This is a genomic window from Xylanimonas ulmi (assembly GCF_004216535.1).
GTDB classification, from domain to species: Bacteria; Actinomycetota; Actinomycetes; order Actinomycetales; family Cellulomonadaceae; genus Xylanimonas; species Xylanimonas ulmi.
This window is the reverse complement of the sequence record NZ_SGWX01000001.1, coordinates 3,841,712-3,863,317: the sequence shown is the minus strand read 5'-3', so window position 1 is coordinate 3,863,317 and position 21,606 is coordinate 3,841,712. Positions and strand designations below refer to the sequence as shown.

Below are 21,606 nucleotides of genomic sequence, written 5' to 3'. Positions count from 1 at the left end.
GGCGCGGGTCAGACCGAGACCGTGGTCAGCGACATCGACGAGTCGACGCCGATGTCGAGCGTCGACGGCGCCACCCCGGCGCGCACGACGGCGGAGCCCAACGCCGCGATCATCGCGCCGTTGTCGGTGCAGTAGCGGATCGGCGGGATGCGCAGGTCGACGCCCGCCTCGGCGCAGCGCTGCGCGGCCTTCTCGCGCAACTGGCTGTTGGCGCTGAACCCGCCGCCGACCACGAGCGTGTCGACGTCGTGCCGCCGGCACGCCGCGATGGTCTTGGCCGTGAGCACGTCCACGACGGCCTCGGCGAACGAGGCGGCCACATCCGCCACGGGGATGGCGCGCCCGGCGTCCTGCTCGGCCTCGACCCAACGGGCGACCGCCGTCTTGAGGCCGGAGAACGAGAAGTCGTACGCGTGCTTGTCCTGGTCCTTGGCGGCGGTCAGGCCGCGCGGGAACCGGATCGCGTTCGGGTCGCCCGCACGCGCCAGACGGTCGATATGCGGCCCGCCCGGGTAGGGCAGCCCGAGCAGGCGGCCGACCTTGTCGAACGCCTCGCCCGCGGCGTCGTCGAGCGTGGAGCCGAGCTCGGTGACGGCGGTGGCGACGTCGTCGACCAACAGCAGCGAGCTGTGGCCGCCCGAGACGACCAGCGCCATGACACGGCCCGGGAACGGCCCGTCGACGAGCTGGTCCACGCACGCGTGCCCGATGACGTGGTTGACGCCGTACAGCGGCTTGCCCAGACCGATCGACAGGGCCTTGGCGGCCGCGGCGCCGATGGTGAGCGGCCCGACGAGCCCCGGCCCCGCGGTGACGGCGATGGCGTCGACCTGCGACAGGTCGACGTCGGCCTCGCCGACGGCCTGCTGGATCGTGGGGATCATCGCCTCGAGGTGGGCGCGGCTGGCGACCTCGGGGATGATCCCGCCGTAGCGCGCGTGCTCGTCCATCGAGCTCGCGGTGGCGTCGACGAGCAGCTCGTCGCCGCGCACGAGCGCGACACCCGTCTCGTCGCACGACGTCTCGATCCCGAGCACGAGGGGGTCGCCTGATGCCATGGCGCCCATCCTCGCACCCGTGGGCGCCGGTCGGCGCCGCGTGACGCCGACCAGGGGGCGCCCGCTGTGCCGCATCTCACTGTTGAAAGTTGGATGATTAGCTCGGGCCACCGTTGTTCACGCAGGCATGACCGAGACCCTGACCTCCCCGACCGCCCTCGCCATCGACGAGACGGCCGCCGACCTGCTGTTCCGCAACGCTCGCACCGCGATGCAGTGGACGCCCGACCAGGTCACCGACGACGAGATCGAGGCCGCCTGGAGCCTCGCCAAGTTCGGCCCCACCGCGATGAACTCGCTGCCGCTGCGCTTCGCGATCGTCCGCTCGCCCGAGGCCAAGGCCCGCCTCCTGGAGCTCATGCCCGACGGCAACAAGGCCAAGGTCGAGGCGGCCCCGGCGACGCTCGTGCTCGCGTACGACCCCAACTTCCACGAGCACATGGACACCCTGTTCCCGCACGCCCCGGGTGTGAGGGAGCAGTTCGCCCCCGCCGTCGAGATGCGCGACACCATGGCGCGGACCAACGCCCTGCTCCAGACGGGCTACCTGATCGTCGGCCTGCGCGCCGCGGGCCTGGCGGCCGGGCCGATGCACGCCGCCGACTACGACGCCGTCGACGCCGAGCTCTTCGCCGGGTCGGGCTTCAAGTCGTTCCTCGTGGTGAACGTCGGCCACGCCGAGGGCGCGGGCACCGAGTACCCGCGTCTGCCCCGCTTCGACCTCGACGAGGTCACGAAGACGCTCTGAGTACCCCGCCTCGCCCCGCCCTCCTTTCGTGGAGGGCGGGGCGACGTCGCGCCGGGAGATGTCAGGCCGGACGGGGTCCGGTGGCCGCCGGGCGCGACTGATCGGCCGACCACTGGCTCCACGAGCCCGGGTACAGCGCCGCCTCGACGCCGAGCGTCGCCAGCGCCGCGATCTCGTGCGCGGCCGTCACGCCGCTGCCGCAGTAGACGCCCACGCGCGGCCCGCCCGGCCGCACCCCGAGCGCCGCGAAGCGCTCGGCCAACTGCGCCGCTGAGAGGAATGCGCCGTCGGCCGTCAGGTTGTCCGACGTCGGCGCGCTGAGCGCCCCGGGGATGTGCCCCGCGCGCGGGTCGATCGGCTCGGACTCTCCGCGGTAGCGCTCCGTGGCGCGCGCGTCGAGCAGCACCCCCTCACCCTGCCCGAGCGCGGCGGCGTCGGTCGCGGTGAGCGTCGGCAAGCGGCCCGGCGCCAGCACGACGTTGCCCTCCGGCGCCGAAACGTCGCCCGACTCCACGGGCCGGCCCGCGCGCTCCCACGCCGCCAGCCCGCCGTCGAGGATGCGCACGTCACGCAGCCCGAAGTGGCGCAGCACCCACCAGGCGCGCGCGGCGGCCAGGGCGCCTGCGGCGTCGTACACCACCACCCGCGAGTCCTGCCGCACACCCCAGCGGCGTGCGGCCGCCTGGACCTGGGCGGCGCTGGGCAGCGGGTGGCGCCCCTGCGCGGCCGACGGCTCCGCGGCGAGCTCGGACTCCAGGTCGGCGAAGACCGCGCCCGGCAGGTGGCCTGCCCGGTAGTGCGCCAGGCCGTCGAACGTCTGCCCGGCCGGCGCCAGCGCCCAGCGCACATCGAGCAGCACGGGCGGCCCCGGAGCCGGGTCGTCACCGCCCAGCCCGAGGTCGGCGGCCAGCTCGTCGACGGTCACCAGCACGGCGGCACGCGTCTCGGCCTCGGTCATGGTCCCTCCCCCTCCGTAGCGCCCTGCCCGCGGCCGGGCAGGGCCAGCCGCATGGTGTAGGCGTCCTTGTCCTCAGGCTGGTAGTAGCGCTTGCGCAGCCCGATCCGCTCGAAGCCCAGGTCGGCGTAGAGCGCGAGCGCGGGCTCGTTGTCGACCCGCACCTCCAGCAGCATCGCGCCGGCCCCGAGGTCGACCGAGCGCGCGATCAGGGCGTCCATGAGCGCGCGCCCGACGCCGTGGCGCTGCCAGGCGGGGTCGACGCCCACCGTCATGACCTGGGTGACGTCACCGTCGAACCACAGGCCCGCGTAACCGACCGCCCGGCGCGTGGTCCGCGCGGCCAGTCGCCCCGCGCCGTCCCGTCCGACGACGTCGGGCTCGTCCGGCTCGGCGACGACGTACCAGCGCCCCCAGCCCGAGAGCTCCTCGGCGAGCATCCCGTACGTCCACGCGCCCGCGCCGAACAGCACGCGCTCCAGTTCGAGCACGCGGTCGAAGTCGTCGTGGCGCAGCTCGCGCAGCCGCACCGCGGGACCCGCCGCCATCACGCGCCTCCTGCGGCGCGGGCGGCGCCGTCGACCCCGCCAGCCCCCACGGCCGCGGGCGCCAGCGCGGGCACGGCGCGTGCGGGCTCGTGCACGTCGGGGCGGCGCAGGTAGAGCGGCTCGGTCGGTAGCGCGACCCCGGCGGCACGGCGTTGCAGCGCGACGCGCGCGAGCACCACGGGGTCCGGGAGCGTCGGCGCGTCCTCGTCGGCCACGAGCGCGTCGGGGTAGAGCGCCGCGCCCTCGCCGACGACGGCGAGCCGCGCGCCCGGCGCGCCGACACCGCCGCCCACCGTCACGCCGCCCACCGTCATGCCACCCACCGTCATGCCGAGCGCAGCCGCGACGTCGGCGGCCTTGCCGACATCGGGCCCCGCCACGGTCTCGACCACGGGCACACCGCGCGGCCCCTCGTGCGCGACGACGCGGTAGCGCGCCCAGTAGACCTCGCGGCGGCGCGCGTCGGTCACGACGAGCGCCTCGTCGTCGGGCGCCAGGCCGAGGTCGGCGACGGCCTGGACCGCGAGCGCGTCGAGGCTGGGCACGCCGAGCACGGGCACGCCGAGCGCGAGGGCGAGCGTGCGCGCCGTGACGAGCCCGACGCGCAGGCCGGTGAACGGCGCGGGCCCGGTCCCGGCGACGACGGCGGTCAGGTCGCCGCGGTCGAGCCCGGCGTCGTCGAGCGCCTGGGCGATCATCGGGGCGAGCCGCTCGGCGTGCCGCCGGCGCTCGTCGACGGCGCGGGAGGCCAGACGCGCCCCGTCGTCGGAGACGAGCGCGACGGCGACCGCGGCGGACGTGTCGATCGAGAGGACTGCCACACGGTCAGCCTAGGGCGCGCGGACCGCGTCCCGGAGCGCAGACGGCGAGCGATGTCGCGTCGGCGCCCTCAGCCCCGCTCGGCGCCCCCGGCCACCGCGTCCGCGAGCGCCTGCAGGTCCACGCCCGCCCACCGGTCCCCGACGCCGCGCAGCGTCGCGTGCCGCACTCCCGCCTCGGGGTGCTCCAGGTCGACGTCTCCCCCACGCGGGCGCACGAGCTCGATCTCGAGCCGATCGTCGGCCAACGCCTCGGCCAGCCCGCGGCCCCACTCGACGACGGTCACGGACTCCTCGAGCGAGGCGTCGAGGTCGAGTGCGTCGAGCTCGCCGAGCCCGCCGAGCCGGTAGGCGTCGACGTGCACGAGCCCGGGGCCGAGCGACCCGTCGCGGCGCGGCCCCGGCGGGTGCTCGCGCGCGACGATGAAGGTGGGTGAGGCGACCTGGCCGCGCACGCCCAGGGCCGCGCCGAGCCCTTGGGTGAACGTGGTCTTGCCCGCGCCGAGGTCGCCCGTGAGGATCACCAGGTCACCCGCCGCCAGCACGTCCGCGAGCGCCGCGCCGAGCGCGCGCGTCGCCTCGGCCGAGGGGAGGTCGACGCGCGCCTGGGTCACGACCACCGGGCCGCCTCCGGGGTCTGCTCCGCGCGCAGGCCGGCGCCGCCGCGGCCGAGCGCGGCCCGCGCCCGCTCGCCGAGCACGTCCTGGCCCACGTACACGCGTGGCACGCGCGCCCCGAGCCGCGTGACGATCTCGTAGGAGATGGTGTCGGCGGCCTGGGCCCAGTCCTCGGCGCTGGGCACGGCCGCGGCGTGCGCGAGCCCGTCGGTCGAGCCGAACAGCGTGACCACGTCACCGGCCCGCTCACTCGCGTAGGGCCCAAGGTCGAGCACCACCTGGTCCATGCACACGCGCCCGGCGACGCGCAGCACGCGCCCGCCGTCGGCGTCCGCGCCGCGCGCGCCCGGCCCGACGCCCGCCGTCGGGGGGCCGCCCACGTACATCGGGCCGCCGACGCCCGCGGACCCGCCCGAGGCGTGCCGCGGGATGCCGTCGCTGTACCCGAGCGGCACCACGCCCAGCCGAGTGGCCTGCGGCGTCGTGTACAGGTGGGCGTAGGACACGCCGTGCCCGGCGGGCACGTCCTTGACCGTCGCGAGCCGCGCCTGGAGCGTCATCGCGGGCCGCAGCCCGAACGACGACGCCGCCGCGACCTGCGGCACGGGCGAGAGGCCGTAGACGGAGATGCCCGGGCGCACCAGGTCGTAGTGCAGCGCGGGCGCGGTCAGCGTCGCGGCCGAGTTGGCGGCGTGCCGCACCTCGACGTCGATCCCGGCGGCCTCGACGGTGCGCACGGCCTCGTCGAGCACGACGCGCTGCGCGGCGATGGTCGGGTGCCCAGGCGCGTCGGCGTAGGCCAGGTGCGTCCACACCCCGACGACGCGCACGACCCCCTCGGCCTGCAGCGCGGCGGCGCGCGCGACGGCGGCGGGCAGGTCGGCGGGCATGACGCCGTTGCGGCCCAGACCGGTGTCGACCTTGAGATGCACCCGCGCGGTGCGGCCGGTCGCGCGCGCGGCCGCGGCGACGCCGTCGAGCGCCCAGGCCGCGGCGACCGAGACGTCGACGTCGGCCTCCACGAGGGCGGCGAAGTCCACTCCCGGGGCCGCCAGCCAGGTCAGGATGCGCGCGTCGTCGGGGCCGACGCCCGCGGCGCGCAGCGCGAGCGCCTCCGACGCCTGCGCGACTCCGAGCCAGGTGGCGCCGCCCGCGAGCGCCGCCCATGCGGACGGCACGAGGCCGTGCCCGTAGGCGTCGGCCTTGACCACGGCCATGAGCGCCGACGACGGCGCGTGGTCGCGCAGCGCGCGCACGTTGTCGCGCACCGCCTCCAGGTCGACGACGGCGCGGGCCGGGAAGTCGGCGGGGAAGGCCGGGGCGGAGGTCACGCCCGTCATCCTCTCACCGCGGCCACTGCGCGAGCCGTCTCCGCGAGACGAACTCGCGCGGCTGACCGGTCAGCGGGTCGTCGAAGCGCAGCGACCGTGCCAGCAGCTGGAGCGGGCGGGCCGGGTCCTCTTGGCCGTCGGGCAGCAGCACGGGCCAGAACGGGTCGTTCAGGATCGGGATCCCGAGGCTCGCCAGGTGCAGCCGGAGCTGGTGGGTCTTGCCGGTGTGCGGCTCCAGCCGGTACAGGCCGAGCCCACGGGCCTCATCGCGCGCGACCAGCTCGACGCGCGACTCCGCGTTGGGCTTCCCCGGCTCCTCCTGCGCGGGCGCGACGCCACGGCGCTTGACGATCCGCGAGCGCACCGTCGTCGGGAGCGTCACGCCGTCCGGGGGCAGCGGGGCGACGGCCTCATAGACCTTGCGCACGCGCCGCTCCTGGAAGAGCCCCTGGTAGGCGCCGCGCGCCGACGCGCGCACGGTGAGCACGAGCACGCCCGCCGTCGGCCGGTCGAGGCGGTGGGCCAGGGCGAGCTCGGGCAGGTCGAGCGTGCGGCGCAGGTGGACGAGCACGGTCTGGGTGACCCAGCGCCCGCGCGGCATGGTCGCGACCAGGTGGGGCTTGTCGACCACCAGCAGGCTCTCGTCGCGGTGCAGCACCACGAGCTCGTCGAGCGCGGGCACGCGCGGCTCGTCGGCGGGCGGGTCGCGGTACAGGTAGAGCAGTCCGCGCGGCTCGTAGGCCGTCGCCTGGTCGACGGCGGCGCCGCGGCCGGTGACCACCTCGCCCGCGGCGACCTTCTCGCGCAGGCGGGCGGCGTCGTGGGGGAAGCGGTCGAGCAGGTAGGCCAGGGCGGTGCCCCACCGCGCCACCGACGCGGCGTCGTGCGGGAGCACGAGGCGGGTGGGGTTGAGTCCGTCACGGACGGGCAGCGGCGGACGGGGCACTGCCCCATCGTCCCATCGCGGGTGCAGGATGGACCTATGGGGACAGACATCTACGACATCCCGTTCAAACGGATGGACGGGTCGTCGACGTCGCTGGCTCAGGTGCTGGACGGCGATCGCGACCAGGTGGTCCTGGTGGTCAACGTGGCCTCGCGCTGCGGCCTGACGCCGCAGTACGCGGCGCTCGAGGATCTGCACAAGCGGTACGCGGAGCGCGGGTTCACCGTGGTCGGCTTCCCGTCGAACCAGTTCCTGCAGGAGCTCGGCTCGAACGAGGCCATCGCCGAGTTCTGCTCGACGACGTACGGCGTGACGTTCCCCGTCATGGACCGCATCCGGGTCAACGGCCGTCGCACGGCGCCGCTGTACGAGACGCTCAAGCGCACTCCCGACCCGGGCGGCCACGACGGGCGCGTCCGGTGGAACTTCGAGAAGTTCCTGGTGCTGCCGGGCGGGCAGGTGCGGCGCTTCGAGCCCAAGACCGTGCCCGACGATCCGTCGATCGTGAGCGTCATCGAGGAGCACCTGCCGCGCTGACGGCGGCTCAGCGCCCCCGCCCGCCCGTGGCGAGGGGCACCAGCAGGCCGTCGGTGAGCGAGCGCAGGAACGCGTCGTCGAGGCCCTGGCGGTCCATGACCAGTTGGTAGGCGAGCATCGCGGTCGGCACCAGTGCCAGCAGGTCGAGGTCGAGGCCCGCTGCGAGCTCGCCGCGCTCCTGCGCCCGCGCGAGCAGCCCGCGCACCACCGCCACGCGCGGGCGCACCAGGCGCTCCTTGGCGACGGCGGCCAGCTCGGGCGAGTGCTGCAGCTCGGCGGCGATGCCCGCCAGCGCCTCCCAGACGCCCTCGTCCTTGTGCTTGAGCGCGCGCAGCGCGTCGAGGTCCCCGCGCAGCGATCCCGTGTCGGGCACGTCCTCAAGCCGCAGTGCGGCGCGCGCGGTGCAGGCGATGGTGTCGATGACGAGCTCGGCCTTGGACGGCCAGCGCCGGTAGACGGTGGCTTTGCCGGCGCCGGCGCGCGTGGCCACGCCCGCCATGGTCATGCGCTCGTACCCGTGCGCGGCGAGCTCGGCGCGCGCGGCCTCGAGGATGTCCGCGTCGCGCGTCAGGTCACGGGGTCGGCCCGCGCGGGCGGCCCGGGGACGCCGGGGGGTTCCCGCCACCGAGCTCGCCATCGTCGCCTCCTCGCGCGTGGGCGGCGCCACGCGGCGCCGACACCGTCCATTCTGCCCTGAGCGATCAGGGTCCTGGTTACGGAACTAAAGGGTTCCGTAATCGGCGCGGCGGCGCCTACCGTGGCGCTCAGCGACGCCGCCACGACGCCGCCCGCCCCCGCAGGAGTCCCCCATGCCCTCCCCCTCCCCCGCGGCGCCCGACGCCGCCTCCCCGGCCGTGGCCTCCGCCCACGACCCGCGGCGCTGGTGGATCCTCGCCACCGTCGCGATCGCCCAGCTCATGGTGGTGCTCGACGCCACCGTCGTGAACATCGCGATGCCCTCGGCGCAGGCCGAGCTCGTCTTCTCCGACAACGACCGCCAGTGGGTCGTCACGGCCTACGCGCTCGCGTTCGGCTCGCTGCTGCTGCTCGGCGGACGCCTGTCCGACCTGATCGGGCGGCGCACCACCTTCATCATCGGGCTCGTCGGCTTCGCGGGCGCCTCCGCGCTCGGCGGCGCGTCACAGTCATTCGGCATGCTCGTGGGCGCCCGGACGCTCCAGGGCGCGTTCGGCGCCGTGCTCGCGCCCGCCGCGCTGTCCGTGCTGACCACCACGTTCGTCGACCCCAAGGAGCGCTCGCGCGCCTTCGGCGTCTTCGGCGGGCTCGCGGGCGCCGGCGGCGCCATCGGACTGCTGCTGGGCGGGTTCCTCACGGAACACCTCGACTGGCGCTGGACCCTCTACATCAACCTCGTGTTCGCCGCGCTCGCCGTCGCCGGGGGGCTGACGTTCCTGCACGCCACGCGCGGGCGCGCGCAGCGGCTCGACATCGTCGGCGCCGTGCTCGCAGGCGCGGGCCTGTTCGCGCTGGTCTACGGCTTCTCGCGCGCCGAGCCGAAGGGCTGGGACTCGCCGTGGACGTGGGCGCCGCTGGTCGCCTCGGGCCTCCTGCTGATCGCCTTCGTCGTGCGCCAGCGTCAGGCCGGGTCACGCGCCCTGCTGCCGCTGCCCGTCGTGCTCGACCGCAACCGCGGCGCGGCCTTCCTCGCGATCCTCGTGGCCGGGGCGGGCATGTTCGGCGCGTTCCTGTTCGGCACCTTCTACATGCAGACGCAACTGGGCTACAGCCCGTGGCAGACCGGCCTGGCGTTCCTGCCGCAGATCCTCGTGCTGGCCACGTGCGCGCAACTGTGCACCAACATCTTCCTGCCGCGCTTCGGGCCCAAGGTCATGGTGCCGATCGGCCTCGGCCTGGCCGCCGTCGGGCTGGCCATGCTCACCCGCATCGACCTCGACTCGACGTTCGCGGCCGACGTGCTGCCCGGCCTGATGATCATGGGCGCGGGCATGGGCACGGTGATGCCCGCCGCGATCCAGACCGCGACGCTCGGCGTCGACCGCGAGCACGCGGGCGTGGCCTCGGCCGTCGTCTCGACGAGCCAGCAGGTGGGCGGCGCCGTGGGCACCGCGGTGCTCAACACCATCGCGACCTCGGCCGCCAGCGCGTTCGTCGCCGCCCACGCGACCACGAGCCCGCCCGCCCCCGGCGTGCTCGCGCAGGCCGCGATCGACAGCTACACGACGGCGTTCCGCGCCTCCGCGCTCATCTTCGCCGCGGGCGCCGTGCTCACCGGACTGCTGTTCCGCCGTCGCGCGGCCACGGACGGCGCCACGGCTGCGGTGGCGGCCGCCGGCGAGGTGCGCGTGGCGGCCTGAGCAGGGTCTATCGCTGCGCGAGCAGGGCCGCGACGGCGCCCGGGATCGCGTCGGCCACCGCGAGCGCCGTGATCGGACCACCCGGGTTCGCGCGCTCGGCCGCCCGCCCGTGCACGAGCGCCGCGGCCGCCGCCACCTGCGCCGCGCGCTCGGGGTGGGTCACGATCTCGGGCGCGCGCGCGGCGAGCATCGCGCCCAACAGCCCCGCGAGCACGTCGCCCGCGCCCGCCGTCGCCAGCCACCCGGGCGCGTCCGCCTGCGCGTAGACGACCCCCGGGCCGACGACGACGCTCGCGCCGCCCTTGAGCAGCACCGTCGCGCCGGTGGCCTCGTGCGCGCGCCGCGCCCAGCGCAGCGGCTCGGCCTCGACGTGGGCCCGATCGACCGCCTCGCCGCGCGCGACGAGCAGCGCCGCGAGCTCACCGGCGTGCGGCGTGAGCACGACCCACGCCGGGCACGTGTGGTCGAGCAGCCCGAGGGCGCCGGCGTCGACCACCGCGGGCACGGGCTCCTGGGCGCCGGCGAGCCTGCCCGACGCCGCCGCGAGCGCCGCGCGTGCCCGCCCGCGCTGGCCGTCGTCGCCGCCCGTCGCCGGTAGGCCAGAGCCGAGCACCCACGCCTGCACGCGACCGCCCGCGGTGACCACCTCGGGTCGGGCCGCCACGACGGCGCGCCCCACGTCGGCGGGGCCCTGATAGCGCACCATGCCGGCGCCGGCCTGGACCGCGGCGCTCGCGGTGAGCAGGGCCGCGCCCGGGTAGGTCGCGGTGCCGGCCACGACGCCGACGACGCCGCGCGTGTACTTGTGGTCGTGGGGGCCGGGCACGGGCCAGACGACGTCGGCGTCCTGGAGGCGCACGACGGCGGGGGCCTGCCCCGGACGGCCGGGGGGCGGCAGCTCAAGGCCGATGTCGATGACGGCGCCCGCGCCGGTCACGTGGGTCGCGGGCGGCAGCAGCAGGCCGGGCTTGGCGGCGCCGAACGTGACGGTGCGGTCGGCGGGCAGCACGGGCCCGGGCAGCGTCCCGTCGTCGATCCCGATGCCCGAGGGTGCGTCGACCGCGACGACCCACGGCCGGGTCGCGGCGGCCGACGCGCTCGCGTGCGCGCGGCGCGGCGGCGCCTCCACGGCGTGCGGCCCGTCGTTCCGACCGTCGTTCGACCCGTCGCTCGGCGCATCGGCCAGCGCGGCGGCCAACGCCTCGACCAGCGTCGCGCCCGTGCCGCGCATCGGACCGCGCGCCCCGATCCCGAGCAGGCCGTCGACGATCACGTCCGCGCCGGCCGCCGCCGTGGCGGCCTCGGGGACGCTCGTCGCCGAGTCGCCTGCGGGTCCAGCCGTGGGGGTGGCGTCGACGGTCACCGCGCGCCCTCCTGCGGCGAGCAGCGCCGCGAGCCCGCCCTCGTGCACGCGCGGCGCGGCGAGGTACGCGGTCACGGCGAGCCCGCGACGGGCGAGGAACGCCCCCGCGTGCAGCGCGTCGCCGCCGTTGTTGCCGGCGCCCACGAGCAGCGCGACCCGCGCGCCGCGGACCGAACCGTCGCGCAGCTCGCCATCGGGCCCGGCCACGGCCCGCCGTCGGGCCAGGTCCCGGCGCACGATCACGGCCAGCGCGAATGCGGCCTGGCGCATGAGCGCGACCCCTGCGGTCAGCAGCGGCTCCTCGGCGGCACGGACGTCGTCGGCGGACCAGGCCTGGATCATGCACCCCATCATGGACGGCGCGCGCCGCGGCGGCAGGGGGTCGGCGCGCCCGCGCCCCACCTGGCCCCGAACGACGGCGCGGGTCGGGGCGCCGCATCGATTCGACCCGGCGAGTACCGTGGCGCTATGCGATTCGGCCTCTTCATCCCCCAGGGCTGGCGTCACGACCTGACCGAGGTGGCGCCCGCCGACCACTGGGACACCATGCGCTCCCTGGTCCGTCACGCGGACACGGCGACCGCCTCCGACGGCGAGCACGCGTGGACCTCAGTGTGGGTGTACGACCACTTCCACACGGTTCCGGCGCCCACCGACCAGGCCACGCACGAGGCCTGGACGCTCATGGCGGCTTTCGCGGCGTCGTCGGAGCGCGTACGCCTCGGCCAGATGTGCACGTGCATGGCCTACCGCGAGCCGACGTACCTCGCGAAGGTCGCCGCCACGGTCGACGCCATCTCGGGCGGGCGCACCGAGATGGGCATCGGCGCGGGCTGGTACGAGCACGAGTGGCGCGCGTACGGGTACGGCTTCCCGCGCGCGGGTGAGCGGCTCGCGGCGCTCGACGAGGGCGTGCAGATCATGGCGCGGATGTGGCGCACGGGCTCCTCGGGCGCCTTCGCAGGCCAGCGCTACCGGGTCGACGGCGCGCTGTGCCACCCGCAGCCGCTGCAGTCCGTGCGCGTCGACGGGCTGGACGTGCCCTCGATCCCGCTGTGGATCGCGGGCGGCGGCGAGCGCAAGACGCTGCTGACGGCGGCCAAGTACGCGCAGTACACCAACTTCGGCGGCGACCTGGAGACCTTCGAGCACAAGTCACGCGTGCTGGAGGCGCACTGCCGCGACATCGGGCGCGACTTCGGCGAGATCACCCGATCGGCCAACTTCAACGTGCTCATCGGCAGCCCGCAGGAGATCGCCGACAAGGAGGCGTGGCTCGAGTCGGTCTACCGCACGCACACACCCGAGAAGGCCGACGCCGAGCTGGACAGCTGGCGCACGACACCGCTGCGCGGGACCGCCGAGCAGGTCGCCGAGCGGCTCACCGCGTTCCGTGCGGCCGGTCTGGAGTACGCGATCACGTACTTCCCGAACGCCGCGGGCGACCGCGACCAGCTCGCGCTCTTCGCCGACGAGGTCATCCCCACCCTGCGCTGACCCGGCGCCCCGCCTCCCCGGGGCGGGGGGCGGGGCCGGTCAGGGCTGCGCGCCGGTCAGGACTCCGCGATGGCCAGTGCCGAGGCGATGCCCGCGTCGTGGCTGATCGAGACGTGCCAGCGGGTCACGCCCAGGGCCTGAGCGCGGGCCAGGACGGTCCCGCGCAGCTCGACCTGCGGTGGGCCGCCCACCGTGCGGCGCACGGTGCAGTCCTGCCAGCGCAGGTCGCCGGGCGCCCCCAGCGCCTTGGCGATCGCCTCCTTGGCCGCGAACCGCGCGGCCAAGGAGTTCGGCGGCAGGTCCCGCTCGGCGGGCGTGAACAACCGCTCGCGCAGGCGCGGCGCGCGTTCGAGCGTCGCGACGAACCGCGCGACGTCGACGACGTCGACGCCCACGCCCACGATCACGCGCCCGCCCGGCTCACTCGACCGTGACGGACTTGGCCAGGTTGCGCGGCTGGTCGACGTCGAGCCCCTTGGCGGTCGCGAGCGCCATCGCGAAGATCTGCAGCGGCACCACCGCGAGCAGCGGCTGCAGCAGCGTCGGCACGGCGGGGATCCAGAAGATCTCGTCGGCGTACTTGCGCACCTCGTCGTCGCCGTCCTCGGCGATCACGAGCGTGCGCGCCCCGCGCGCGCGGATCTCCTGGATGTTGGAGACGACCTTGGAGTGCAGCCCGTCACGCGAGCGCGGCGAGGGCACGACGACGAACACCGGCTGACCCTCGTCGATGAGCGCGATCGGGCCGTGCTTGAGCTCACCCGCGGCGAAGCCCTCGGCGTGGATGTAGGCGAGCTCCTTGAGCTTGAGCGCGCCCTCCAGGGCGACCGGGAAGCCCACGTGGCGCCCGAGGAACAGCACCGAGGTGGCGTCCTTCATCGACCGGGCGGTGGCGCGCACGTACTCGCCGCGCTCGATGACGGTCTGCACCTTGGCGGGCAGCCCGCGCAGCTCGCCCAGCATGGCCGCGATCTCGTCGGGGAACTTGTTGCCGCGCAGCTGCGCGAGGTAGAGCCCCAGCAGGTAGGCCGCGGTGATCTGCGAGAGGAACGCCTTGGTCGAGGCGACGGCGATCTCGGGTCCGGCGTGCGTGTAGAGCACGGCGTCGGACTCGCGCGGGATGGTCGAGCCCTGCGTGTTGACGATCGAGAGCACCTTGGCGCCCTGCTCGCGCGCGTGGCGCACGGCCATGAGCGTGTCCATGGTCTCGCCCGACTGCGAGATCGCCACGACGAGCGTCTTCTCGTTGACGATGGGGTCGCGGTAGCGGAACTCGTGCGCGAGCTCGACCTCGACGGGGATGCGGCACCAGTGCTCGACGGCGTACTTGGCCACGTGGCCCGCGTACGCCGCGGTGCCGCACGCGATGACGATGATCTTGTCGATCGAGCGCAGCACCGCCTCGTCGATGCGGATCTCGTCGAGCGTGAGCTTGCCGTCCAGGTCGGTGCGGCCCAGCAGCGTGTCGGCCACGGCCTGCGGCTGGTCGTGGATCTCCTTGTCCATGAAGGAGTCGTAGCCGCTCTTCTCGGCCGCGGCGGCGTCCCAGTCGACGGTGAACCGCTTGGCCTCGGCGGGCTTGCCGTGGAAGTCGCTCACGTCGACCGACGTGGGGGTGATCGTGACGATCTGGTCCTGCCCGAGCTCGAGCGCCTCCTTGGTGAAGGCGATGAACGCGGCGACGTCGGAGCCGAGGAAGTTCTCGCCGTCGCCGAGCCCGACGACGAGCGGCGAGTCGTGGCGCGCGCCGACCACCGTGAGCGGGTCGTCGGCGTGCACGGCCAGCAGGGTGAACGTGCCCTCGAGCTGCCGCGCGGTGGCGGCCATGGCGGCGGTCAGGTCGCCGGTCGCGGCGTACTCGCGCGCGAGCAGCGCGGCGGCGACCTCGGTGTCGGTCTCGCTGCGGAAGAAGACTCCGTCACGCAGCAGGTCGGCCTTGAGCTGGGCGAAGTTCTCGATGATGCCGTTGTGGATGACGGCGAGCTTGTCGCCGTCGGCCAGGTGCGGGTGGGCGTTGACGTCGGTCGGGCCGCCGTGGGTGGCCCAGCGCGTGTGGCCGATGGCGGCGGTCGCGTCGGGCAGCGGGTGCGCGTCGAGCTCGCTGACCAGGTTGCCGAGCTTGCCCGACTTCTTGGCGAACGCGATGCGCGCCTGCCCCGGCCCGGCGAGGGCGACGCCCGCCGAGTCGTAGCCGCGGTACTCCAGGCGGCGCAGGCCCTCCAGGGCCACTTCGAGCGGGTGCCGCGTCGCGGCCGGGGAGCCGGCCGCCCCACCCTCGGACAGGCCCAGACCCGCGTAACCGACGATTCCACACATGCGCACGAGTCTATCGGCGGACGCACGCCTCGGACGCCGCCGGGCGTGCGGCACAATCGTGGCGTGGCTGTTCTGTTCGACCGCGCCGACGACGGCGCCCTCGCGCGCGCCGAGCCGTCGGCCCTCCCGCTCCCGCTGGGCGGCCGGACGTCGTCGCCGTATGTCGACCTGGACCGCGCGGCGTGGGGCCGCCTGTCCGAGTCGACGCCGTTGCCCCTGACGGACGCCGACGTGCACCGCCTGCGCGGGCTGGGCGACCCGATCGACCTGGCCGAGGTCGACGCGGTCTACCGCCCGCTGTCGCGTCTGCTCAACCTGTACGTGACGGCGACCGCGGGCCTGCACCAGGCGACCTCGACGTTCCTGCGCGAGGCCACCCCCCGCACGCCCTACGTCATCGGGGTCGCGGGCTCGGTCGCCGTCGGCAAGTCGACCGTGGCGCGCATCCTGCGCGAGATGATGGCGCGCTGGCCCGAGACGCCTCGCGTCGAGCTCGTGACGACCGACGGCTTCCTCTACCCCAACGCCGAGCTGCGCCGCCGTGGCCTCATGGAGCGCAAGGGCTTTCCCGAGTCGTACGACCGCCGCGCCCTGGTGCGGTTCGTCTCACGCGTCAAGGCCGGCCAGGACGAGGTGCGCGCGCCCGTCTACTCGCACGTCACCTACGACATCGTGCCGGGCGAGGAGGTCGTGGTGCGCCGCCCCGACGTGCTGATCGTCGAGGGGCTCAACGTGCTGCAGCCGGCCCGGCCCGGCGCCGCGGAGGACTCCACGGTCGCGGTGAGCGACTTCTTCGACTTCTCGATCTTCGTCGACGCGCGCACGCGCAACATCCGCCAGTGGTACGTGGACCGGTTCCTGCGCCTGCGCCGCACGGCGTTCTCGCGCCCGGAGAGCTACTTTCGCCGCTACGCCGACCTCACCGACGAGCAGGCCACGACGCGCGCGCTGTCGATCTGGGAGGCGATCAACGCCCCCAACCTGGAGCAGAACATCCTGCCCACGCGCGGGCGGGCCACCCTGGTGCTCACCAAGGGCGGCGACCACTCGCTCCAGCGGGTGCGGCTGCGCAAGCTGTGACGGCGGCGGGCTGGTCGTCGCTCCCCTCGACCATCTCACCGACCATCTCGTCGACCGCCTCACCGCGGCGGCGTAGCACGGCGCGCACGACCCGGTCGAGCAGGACGCCGACCAGGACGCCCGCGACGATCCCGACCGCCATGGCGAGCAGGGGGTTGTGCTGGAGCCAGGCGCCGGCGGTCAGGCCCACGGCGACGGAGTACACGCCCCATACGACGGCGGCGATGCCCGAGTAGCCCAGGAACCGCCGTCGGGAGTACCCGACGGCGCCCGCCGTCATGTTGACGGCGACGCGGCCGATCGGCACGTACCGCGCGGCGATGATGAACGCGGCGCCGCGGCGCGCCAGGGCCAGACGCGCCCACGCGACGGTGGAGCGGCCGCGGCGGGTGCGCAGGATGGCGATGCGCTCGGTGCCGATCGACCGGCCGATCTGGTAGGCGATCTGGTCGCCGCACCAGGCGCCGAGCACCGCGGCGACCAGCACGCCCACGAGCCAGGGCGATCCGGTCGCGACCGAGGCGACGGCGAGCGTGATGATGACCGACTCGCTCGGCAGAGGTGGGAAGAACCCGTCGATGAGCGCGAGGGCGAACATGAGCGGGTAGACCCACCCGGCGCCGGATGTCGCCAGGATCCAGTCCTCGACCTGGCTCAGGATCGTCATGAGATCCACGCGCGGGTCCCCTTCCCTCGGCGGCCCGCCCGGGTCTCGGGCGGCGTCCGCGCCAAGCCTAGGTGCGCGCCGGACCGCTGCGCGCCGGGGATCCCCCTGGGTGAACCCTGGTTCTCGCCGCCCTCACCCCGGCCGCCACCCCCACGGTCAGGGGATCTCGAACCCCAGCGCCTCGGCGACGGGCGCCGGGTCGGCGGCCCCACCCCACAGGCGCACCAGGTTGGCGTTGCTCGCGAACGAGCGCGGCACGGCGTGGTCGATGTACAGCTCGCCGCGCAGGTGGTCGGTCTCGTGCTGGATGATCCGCGCGGGCCACCCGACGAGCGTCTCGTCGATCGGCGCCCCCGTCTCGTCCTGCCCCGTCAGGCGCACGCGGCGCAGCCGCGGGACGAGCGCGTGCCACCCGTCGATCGACAGACAGCCCTCGAAGAACGACACGCGCTGCGCGGCGCCGCCGTCGGGCTCGTCGGCGGGGGCGTAGTCGGGGTTGACCAGCACACGGAACGGCAGCGGCGTGCGCTCGCGCGGGTCCTGCTCGGATCCGCGGTCCTCGACGACGGCGAGGGCGAGGCCGACGCCCACCTGCGGCGCGGCCAACCCGACGCCGGGCGCCGCGTACATGGTGCGTCGCATGGCCTCGACGAACGGCACGAGCAGGTCGCCGAGCTGGCCCGTGTAGGTTGCCGCACGCTGGCGCAGCACGGGTTCGCCGGCCTGCACGATGGGCAGCGCCCCGCCGGGGCCGGCCGTGGTGAGCAGTCCCTCGACGTGCGCGCGCAGCGTGACGTCGACGGGCCCGGTGAAGCCCGCGCTCACAGCGCGAGCCGCTCACGCACGACGGCCGCGAGCGAGTCGGCGACGCCGTCGGCCTGCTGCTGCGTCGCGGCCTCGACCATGACGCGCACCAGCGGCTCGGTGCCCGACTGGCGCAGCAGCACGCGCCCCGTCTCGCCCAGCAGCGCCTCCGCGGCCGCCACGGCGGTCAGCACGCCCTCGTCGCTCGCCGCGCGCGCCTTGTCGACGCCCTTGACGTTGACCAGGGTCTGCGGCAGGCGCGGGATCAGCGCGGCGAGGTCGGCCAGGCGCATGCCCGAGCGCTTGACCTCGGCGGCCAGGTGCAGCGCCGTCAGGACGCCGTCGCCCGTGGTCGCGTGCTCGGCGAGGATGATGTGCCCCGACTGCTCACCGCCGATGCCGTGCCCGCCGGCGCGCATCTCCTCCAGCACGTACCGGTCGCCGACGCCCGTCTGGAGCGTGGTGATGCCTGACTCCCGCATGGCCAGCAGCAGGCCCAGGTTGCTCATGACGGTCACCACGAGCGTGTCGTTGGGCAGGCGCTGCTCGGCCTTCATGGCGCGCGCGAGGATGCCGAGGATCTGGTCGCCGTCCACCAGCGCGCCGGCGTGGTCGACGGCCAGGCACCGGTCGGCGTCCCCGTCGAACGCCACACCGAAGTCGGCCTCGGCGGCCACGACGACGGCCTGCAGCTGCTCAGGGTGCGTGGACCCGGCCTTCTCGTTGATGTTGCGCCCGTCGGGGCTCGCGTTCATCACGACGACGTCGGCGCCGGCCTGGCGCAGCGCCTCGGGCCCGACGACGCTCGCGGCGCCGTTGGCGGCGTCGACGGCGATGCGCAGGCCCTCGAGCGGACGGTGGTCCGCCGTCGTGCCGATGCTCGAGACCAGGTGCTCGACGTAGCGGTCCACGGCACTGCCGTTGTCGACGCGCACGCGCCCCACCCCGGCGCCCGTGGGCAGCTCCCACGTCTCGGTGATCCATGCCTCGATGCGGTCCTCGACCGCGTCGTCGAGCTTGAGGCCGCCGCGCTGGAAGAACTTGATGCCGTTGTCCGGCATGGGGTTGTGCGAGGCCGAGATCATCACGCCCAGGTCGCAGTCGAGCGCGCTGACCAGGTACGCCAGCGCCGGCGTCGGCAGCACGCCCAGGTCGATGACGTCGACGCCCGCGCTCGCGAGCCCCGCGGTGACGCCCGCCCCCAGGAACTCGCCCGACGCGCGCGGGTCGCGGCCCAGCACGGCGCGTGAGCGGTGGCCGGGGGCTTGGGGCGCCGACGCGAGCTCGTGCGCGGCCGCGCTCCCGAGCGCGAGGGCGAGCTCCGCGGTCACGTCGCGGTTGGCGAGCCCTCGCACCCCGTCGGTGCCGAACAAACGAGCCATGTGTTTCCTCCTCGGACAGACCTGACGATGGTAGACACCCGCGGCGGGCCGCTGTGCGCGGTGGCCGTATGCCGAACTGCGGCCAGACGGCGACGGCCCCGCCGGACGGTGTCCGGCGGGGCCGTGCGCAGCGCGATCGGGTGGGATCAGCGCTTGGAGTACTGCGGGGCCTTGCGGGCCTTCTTGAGACCGGCCTTCTTGCGCTCCACGACGCGGGCGTCGCGAGTCAGGAACCCGGCCTTCTTCAGCGCGGCGCGGTTGGCGTCACGGTCGATCTCGTTGAGCGCGCGGGCGATGCCCAGGCGCAGGGCGCCGGCCTGGCCCGACGAGCCGCCGCCGGTGATGCGGGCGACGACGTCGAAACGGCCCTCGACCTCGACCAGCTTCAGCGGGGAGTTGACCAGCTGCTGGTGCACCTTGTTGGGGAAGTAGTCCTCCAGGGTGCGGCCGTTGATCTTCCACTGGCCGGTGCCGGGGACGAGGCGCACGCGCGCCACGGCCTCCTTGCGGCGGCCCAGGGCCTGGCCCGGGGCGGTGATGGACTGACCGCTGTTGGCGACGGGCGCCTCGGTCTCGGTCGTGTAGGTGCTGGGCGTCTCGTCCAGCTCGGTGTCGATGGTGTCGACGGTGGTCTCTGCCACTTTGCGGTTCCTTCGGTGTCGTCTTCAGCAGCGGCTCAGGCCTGCTGCGAAACCTGGGTGATCTCGAACGGCTGGGGCTGCTGGGCCGCGTGCGGGTGCTCCGCACCGCGGTAGACCTTGAGCTTGCCGAGCTGCTGACGGCCGAGCGAGCTCTTGGGCAGCATGCCGCGGACGGCCTTCTCGACGGCGCGCTCGGGGTTCTTCTCCAGCAGCTCGCCGTAGGCGACGGAACGCAGACCACCCGGGTAACCGGAGTGGCGGTAGGCCAGCTTCGTGGCCCGCTTGTTGCCGGACAGGGCAACCTTGTCGGCGTTGATGACGATGACGAAGTCACCGCCGTCGACGTGCGGGGCGAAGGTCGGCTTGTGCTTCCCGCGCAGGAGAGTGGCGACATGAGTCGCCAGGCGGCCCAGGACGACGTCGGTCGCGTCGATGACGTACCAGTCGCGCTGAACTTCGCCGGGCTTCGGGGTGTACGTACGCACGGTTCGTAACCTTTTCGTGTTCGGTAGTCGTCGGGCAAGAAGCGGCGCCCGATGAGAGCACGTTGTGCGCGGGAGGCTCCTGCCGAGTCAACGGCACAAGACGTCCAGGCCATGCGAACTCGGTGCGAGTGGGCGCGCTGAGATTCGCGGGACGTCGGAACTAAGCACAACGACTGGCCAGTCTAGCGTGGCGCCCGACCGATCGCCAAAGCGAGTTCGGTCACGGCCCGCACGGTGGCACGCGGAGGCGCCCCGCGTGGGGCCATGCTGCGGTCAGCGGCGTCCGCCGCCCAGCAGTCCGCCGAGCCCGCCGAGGATCGAGCCGATGTCGAACCCGCCGCCCTGGGCTCCCGAGCCGCCCGAGCCACCGCCGAGGATCGACCCCAGGACGCCCCCGATCCCACCGGCGTCCTGCCCCGTGGCCTCGGGCACGGCCGATCCCTGCGCCTTGGACGCCAACTGCTTCGACAGGAACGACATGGCGATGGGCGCCAGGGCGGGCAGGAGCTTTTGCAGCAGCCCGCTGGAGGCGCCGGTCGTCTCGGCGACCTTCGCGACCACCTGGTCCTGCTGCGAGCCGAAGATGTGCGCGGCGATCTTCGCGCCGTCGTCGGTGTCGACGTCGTCGAGGCTGACGCCGCCGTCGACCAGCCCGCCGCTGTGCTGGGCGAGGGCCTGGCCGAGCGAGGCGGCGCCCGCCGGGTCGGCCGCATTCGCCTGCAGTCCGCCGAAGATCGCGGGGAGCAGTCCGCCGACCGCCGACTGCGCGGTGTCCGCGTCGACGCCGAGGCTGCCCGCGAGCTGGTCGAGCGGCAGTGCCTTGAGGAGGTCGTCCAGTCCAGCCATCGTGGGGCTCCGTCGTCCGGGGCGTGCGCGGGAGGGCACGCCTGATTCGACGGTAACCCCGAGGCGCGCAGTGCGCTCGGGAACGTTTACCACGGCTCTTCCAGAGTCAGAGTGGGCCGAACGGTCACGAAAAGCGCCCCTCGTGCTGCGCGGCCACGGCGAGAGGACCATCGTGGTCGCATGAGCGACGACACTCCGGGGACGGCCCCCAATCCCGAGTCCGGGGCGGAGGGCGACGGCGACCAACTCGCGGCCGGCGACACGCTGTTCGACCGCGGCGACTACGACCCGCTCGACGAGGGCGTCTCGCCGCCTGACCGCGACCGGCCGAACCACTGGGGCGAGACAGCGTGGGAGCAGGCGCGCACCGAGCCGCTCGACCAGCGCCTCGCGGCCGAGGAGCCCGACTGGTGGGACGACGAGCGCCGCCCGCCCGCCGACCCGAACCGCGCCGGGCGCCTCGTCGAGGACGACGACGCCGACCCCGACGACGCGGGCGGCCAACGCTCCAACGACATCTACGGCGCCGACGCCGGCGTCGACGGCGCAGGCGCCTCCGCCGAAGAAGCCGCCGTCCACTGGGTCGAGGAGCCCTGAGCCGGAGCGCAGCGGAGGGTGGAGGCCGAGGAAC

23 protein-coding genes are annotated in these 21,606 nt (G+C 74.7%); 6 read left to right on the top strand and 17 right to left on the bottom strand.

Annotation, left to right across the window (positions count from 1 at the left end; all coding sequences use genetic code 11):
* Window positions 1-8: 8 nt before the first annotated feature.
* Window positions 9-1,067 carry a tRNA (adenosine(37)-N6)-threonylcarbamoyltransferase complex transferase subunit TsaD gene (tsaD, locus tag EV386_RS17735; protein ID WP_130416587.1) on the bottom strand — a complete coding sequence of 353 codons (1,059 nt, stop codon included), beginning with the start codon at window positions 1,065-1,067 and terminating at the stop codon, window positions 9-11.
* A gap of 118 nt (window positions 1,068-1,185) precedes the next feature.
* Here tsaD and EV386_RS17730 point away from each other — a divergent pair, with 118 nt between their 5' ends.
* Window positions 1,186-1,806 carry a malonic semialdehyde reductase gene (locus EV386_RS17730; RefSeq protein WP_130416586.1) on the top strand — a complete coding sequence of 207 codons (621 nt, stop codon included), beginning with the start codon at window positions 1,186-1,188 and terminating at the stop codon, window positions 1,804-1,806.
* A 61-nt stretch (window positions 1,807-1,867) separates the two neighbouring features.
* On the opposite strand, the gene EV386_RS17725 is transcribed toward EV386_RS17730, so the two are convergent.
* From EV386_RS17725 to EV386_RS17700, 6 genes are all read right to left on the bottom strand, one after another.
* A complete protein-coding gene (locus tag EV386_RS17725) occupies window positions 1,868-2,764 on the bottom strand; it encodes a sulfurtransferase (RefSeq protein ID WP_130416585.1) in 897 nt (298 codons plus the stop codon).
* Window positions 2,761-3,309, bottom strand: coding sequence for a ribosomal protein S18-alanine N-acetyltransferase (gene rimI / locus EV386_RS17720; protein ID WP_130416584.1), 549 nt, complete (start codon window positions 3,307-3,309; stop codon window positions 2,761-2,763). Before rimI ends, EV386_RS17725 begins: the two co-directional genes overlap by 4 nt.
* Complete coding sequence (gene tsaB, locus EV386_RS17715) at window positions 3,309-4,130, bottom strand: tRNA (adenosine(37)-N6)-threonylcarbamoyltransferase complex dimerization subunit type 1 TsaB (RefSeq protein ID WP_130416583.1); 822 nt, start codon at window positions 4,128-4,130, stop codon at window positions 3,309-3,311. The genes rimI and tsaB overlap by 1 nt, the downstream gene beginning before the upstream one ends.
* A gap of 68 nt (window positions 4,131-4,198) precedes the next feature.
* Window positions 4,199-4,747: a tRNA (adenosine(37)-N6)-threonylcarbamoyltransferase complex ATPase subunit type 1 TsaE gene (tsaE, locus tag EV386_RS17710; RefSeq protein WP_130416582.1), complete on the bottom strand. Its 549-nt coding sequence runs from the start codon at window positions 4,745-4,747 to the stop codon at window positions 4,199-4,201.
* Window positions 4,738-6,084 carry an alanine racemase gene (gene alr / locus EV386_RS17705; protein WP_130416581.1) on the bottom strand — a complete coding sequence of 449 codons (1,347 nt, stop codon included), beginning with the start codon at window positions 6,082-6,084 and terminating at the stop codon, window positions 4,738-4,740. Before alr ends, tsaE begins: the two co-directional genes overlap by 10 nt.
* A gap of 4 nt (window positions 6,085-6,088) precedes the next feature.
* Window positions 6,089-7,021: a pseudouridine synthase gene (locus EV386_RS17700; RefSeq protein ID WP_130416580.1), complete on the bottom strand. Its 933-nt coding sequence runs from the start codon at window positions 7,019-7,021 to the stop codon at window positions 6,089-6,091.
* Window positions 7,022-7,057: 36 nt separating this feature from the next.
* Here EV386_RS17700 and EV386_RS17695 point away from each other — a divergent pair, with 36 nt between their 5' ends.
* A complete protein-coding gene (locus EV386_RS17695) occupies window positions 7,058-7,558 on the top strand; it encodes a glutathione peroxidase (RefSeq protein ID WP_130416579.1) in 501 nt (166 codons plus the stop codon).
* 7 nt (window positions 7,559-7,565) lie between these two features.
* On the opposite strand, the gene EV386_RS17690 is transcribed toward EV386_RS17695, so the two are convergent.
* A complete protein-coding gene (locus EV386_RS17690; protein WP_130416578.1) occupies window positions 7,566-8,195 on the bottom strand; it encodes a TetR/AcrR family transcriptional regulator in 630 nt (209 codons plus the stop codon).
* A 172-nt stretch (window positions 8,196-8,367) separates the two neighbouring features.
* Here EV386_RS17690 and EV386_RS17685 point away from each other — a divergent pair, with 172 nt between their 5' ends.
* Complete coding sequence (locus tag EV386_RS17685) at window positions 8,368-9,894, top strand: MFS transporter (protein ID WP_130416577.1); 1,527 nt, start codon at window positions 8,368-8,370, stop codon at window positions 9,892-9,894.
* Window positions 9,895-9,901: 7 nt separating this feature from the next.
* On the opposite strand, the gene EV386_RS17680 is transcribed toward EV386_RS17685, so the two are convergent.
* On the bottom strand, window positions 9,902-11,599 hold the full coding sequence (locus tag EV386_RS17680) for a bifunctional ADP-dependent NAD(P)H-hydrate dehydratase/NAD(P)H-hydrate epimerase (RefSeq protein ID WP_130416576.1): 1,698 nt from the start codon (window positions 11,597-11,599) through the stop codon (window positions 9,902-9,904).
* A gap of 126 nt (window positions 11,600-11,725) precedes the next feature.
* Here EV386_RS17680 and EV386_RS17675 point away from each other — a divergent pair, with 126 nt between their 5' ends.
* Window positions 11,726-12,754, top strand: coding sequence for a TIGR03560 family F420-dependent LLM class oxidoreductase (locus EV386_RS17675; RefSeq protein WP_130416575.1), 1,029 nt, complete (start codon window positions 11,726-11,728; stop codon window positions 12,752-12,754).
* 56 nt (window positions 12,755-12,810) lie between these two features.
* On the opposite strand, the gene EV386_RS17670 is transcribed toward EV386_RS17675, so the two are convergent.
* Both EV386_RS17670 and glmS read right to left on the bottom strand, forming a co-directional pair.
* Complete coding sequence (locus EV386_RS17670; RefSeq protein ID WP_130416574.1) at window positions 12,811-13,161, bottom strand: holo-ACP synthase; 351 nt, start codon at window positions 13,159-13,161, stop codon at window positions 12,811-12,813.
* Window positions 13,162-13,174: 13 nt separating this feature from the next.
* Entirely contained in the window at window positions 13,175-15,070 is a 1,896-nt protein-coding gene (gene glmS / locus EV386_RS17665; RefSeq protein ID WP_130416573.1) for a glutamine--fructose-6-phosphate transaminase (isomerizing), read from the bottom strand.
* A gap of 135 nt (window positions 15,071-15,205) precedes the next feature.
* Between glmS and coaA the strand changes: the two genes are divergently transcribed.
* Window positions 15,206-16,150: a type I pantothenate kinase gene (coaA, locus tag EV386_RS17660; protein ID WP_130417026.1), complete on the top strand. Its 945-nt coding sequence runs from the start codon at window positions 15,206-15,208 to the stop codon at window positions 16,148-16,150.
* Here the strand turns inward: coaA and EV386_RS17655 are convergent.
* The 6 genes from EV386_RS17655 to EV386_RS17630 form a co-directional block, all read right to left on the bottom strand.
* Window positions 16,098-16,817, bottom strand: a complete 720-nt coding sequence (locus EV386_RS17655; protein ID WP_165400040.1) for a DedA family protein — start codon at window positions 16,815-16,817, stop codon at window positions 16,098-16,100. The genes coaA and EV386_RS17655 overlap by 53 nt on opposite strands.
* Window positions 16,818-16,973: 156 nt before the next feature.
* On the bottom strand, window positions 16,974-17,642 hold the full coding sequence (locus EV386_RS17650) for a peptide deformylase (protein WP_130416571.1): 669 nt from the start codon (window positions 17,640-17,642) through the stop codon (window positions 16,974-16,976).
* Window positions 17,639-19,003 carry a phosphoglucosamine mutase gene (gene glmM / locus EV386_RS17645; RefSeq protein WP_130416570.1) on the bottom strand — a complete coding sequence of 455 codons (1,365 nt, stop codon included), beginning with the start codon at window positions 19,001-19,003 and terminating at the stop codon, window positions 17,639-17,641. The genes EV386_RS17650 and glmM overlap by 4 nt, the downstream gene beginning before the upstream one ends.
* A 146-nt stretch (window positions 19,004-19,149) precedes the next feature.
* Complete coding sequence (gene rpsI / locus EV386_RS17640; RefSeq protein ID WP_130416569.1) at window positions 19,150-19,644, bottom strand: 30S ribosomal protein S9; 495 nt, start codon at window positions 19,642-19,644, stop codon at window positions 19,150-19,152.
* 35 nt (window positions 19,645-19,679) lie between these two features.
* A complete protein-coding gene (gene rplM, locus EV386_RS17635; protein WP_130416568.1) occupies window positions 19,680-20,129 on the bottom strand; it encodes a 50S ribosomal protein L13 in 450 nt (149 codons plus the stop codon).
* Between the two features lie 273 nt (window positions 20,130-20,402).
* On the bottom strand, window positions 20,403-20,975 hold the full coding sequence (locus EV386_RS17630) for a DUF937 domain-containing protein (RefSeq protein WP_130416567.1): 573 nt from the start codon (window positions 20,973-20,975) through the stop codon (window positions 20,403-20,405).
* A gap of 180 nt (window positions 20,976-21,155) precedes the next feature.
* Here EV386_RS17630 and EV386_RS17625 point away from each other — a divergent pair, with 180 nt between their 5' ends.
* Window positions 21,156-21,572 (top strand): DUF5709 domain-containing protein, encoded by a 417-nt coding sequence (locus EV386_RS17625; protein WP_130416566.1) that lies wholly within the window; start codon window positions 21,156-21,158, stop codon window positions 21,570-21,572.
* Window positions 21,573-21,606 lie beyond the last annotated feature (34 nt).

Bases quoted from the DNA above. Each gene is read 5' to 3' on its own strand.
- tsaD (WP_130416587.1), bottom strand. From the start codon at position 1,067: ATGGGCGCCATGGCATCAGGCGACCCCCTCGTGCTCGGGATCGAGACG.
- EV386_RS17730 (WP_130416586.1), top strand. From the start codon at position 1,186: ATGACCGAGACCCTGACCTCCCCGACCGCCCTCGCCATCGACGAGACG.
- EV386_RS17725 (WP_130416585.1), bottom strand. From the start codon at position 2,764: ATGACCGAGGCCGAGACGCGTGCCGCCGTGCTGGTGACCGTCGACGAG.
- rimI (WP_130416584.1), bottom strand. From the start codon at position 3,309: ATGGCGGCGGGTCCCGCGGTGCGGCTGCGCGAGCTGCGCCACGACGAC.
- alr (WP_130416581.1), bottom strand. From the start codon at position 6,084: ATGACGGGCGTGACCTCCGCCCCGGCCTTCCCCGCCGACTTCCCGGCC.
- EV386_RS17695 (WP_130416579.1), top strand. From the start codon at position 7,058: ATGGGGACAGACATCTACGACATCCCGTTCAAACGGATGGACGGGTCG.
- EV386_RS17690 (WP_130416578.1), bottom strand. From the start codon at position 8,195: ATGGCGAGCTCGGTGGCGGGAACCCCCCGGCGTCCCCGGGCCGCCCGC.
- EV386_RS17685 (WP_130416577.1), top strand. From the start codon at position 8,368: ATGCCCTCCCCCTCCCCCGCGGCGCCCGACGCCGCCTCCCCGGCCGTG.
- EV386_RS17680 (WP_130416576.1), bottom strand. From the start codon at position 11,599: ATGATCCAGGCCTGGTCCGCCGACGACGTCCGTGCCGCCGAGGAGCCG.
- EV386_RS17675 (WP_130416575.1), top strand. From the start codon at position 11,726: ATGCGATTCGGCCTCTTCATCCCCCAGGGCTGGCGTCACGACCTGACC.
- glmS (WP_130416573.1), bottom strand. From the start codon at position 15,070: ATGTGTGGAATCGTCGGTTACGCGGGTCTGGGCCTGTCCGAGGGTGGG.
- EV386_RS17655 (WP_165400040.1), bottom strand. From the start codon at position 16,817: ATGACGATCCTGAGCCAGGTCGAGGACTGGATCCTGGCGACATCCGGC.
- glmM (WP_130416570.1), bottom strand. From the start codon at position 19,003: ATGGCTCGTTTGTTCGGCACCGACGGGGTGCGAGGGCTCGCCAACCGC.
- EV386_RS17630 (WP_130416567.1), bottom strand. From the start codon at position 20,975: ATGGCTGGACTGGACGACCTCCTCAAGGCACTGCCGCTCGACCAGCTC.
- EV386_RS17625 (WP_130416566.1), top strand. From the start codon at position 21,156: ATGAGCGACGACACTCCGGGGACGGCCCCCAATCCCGAGTCCGGGGCG.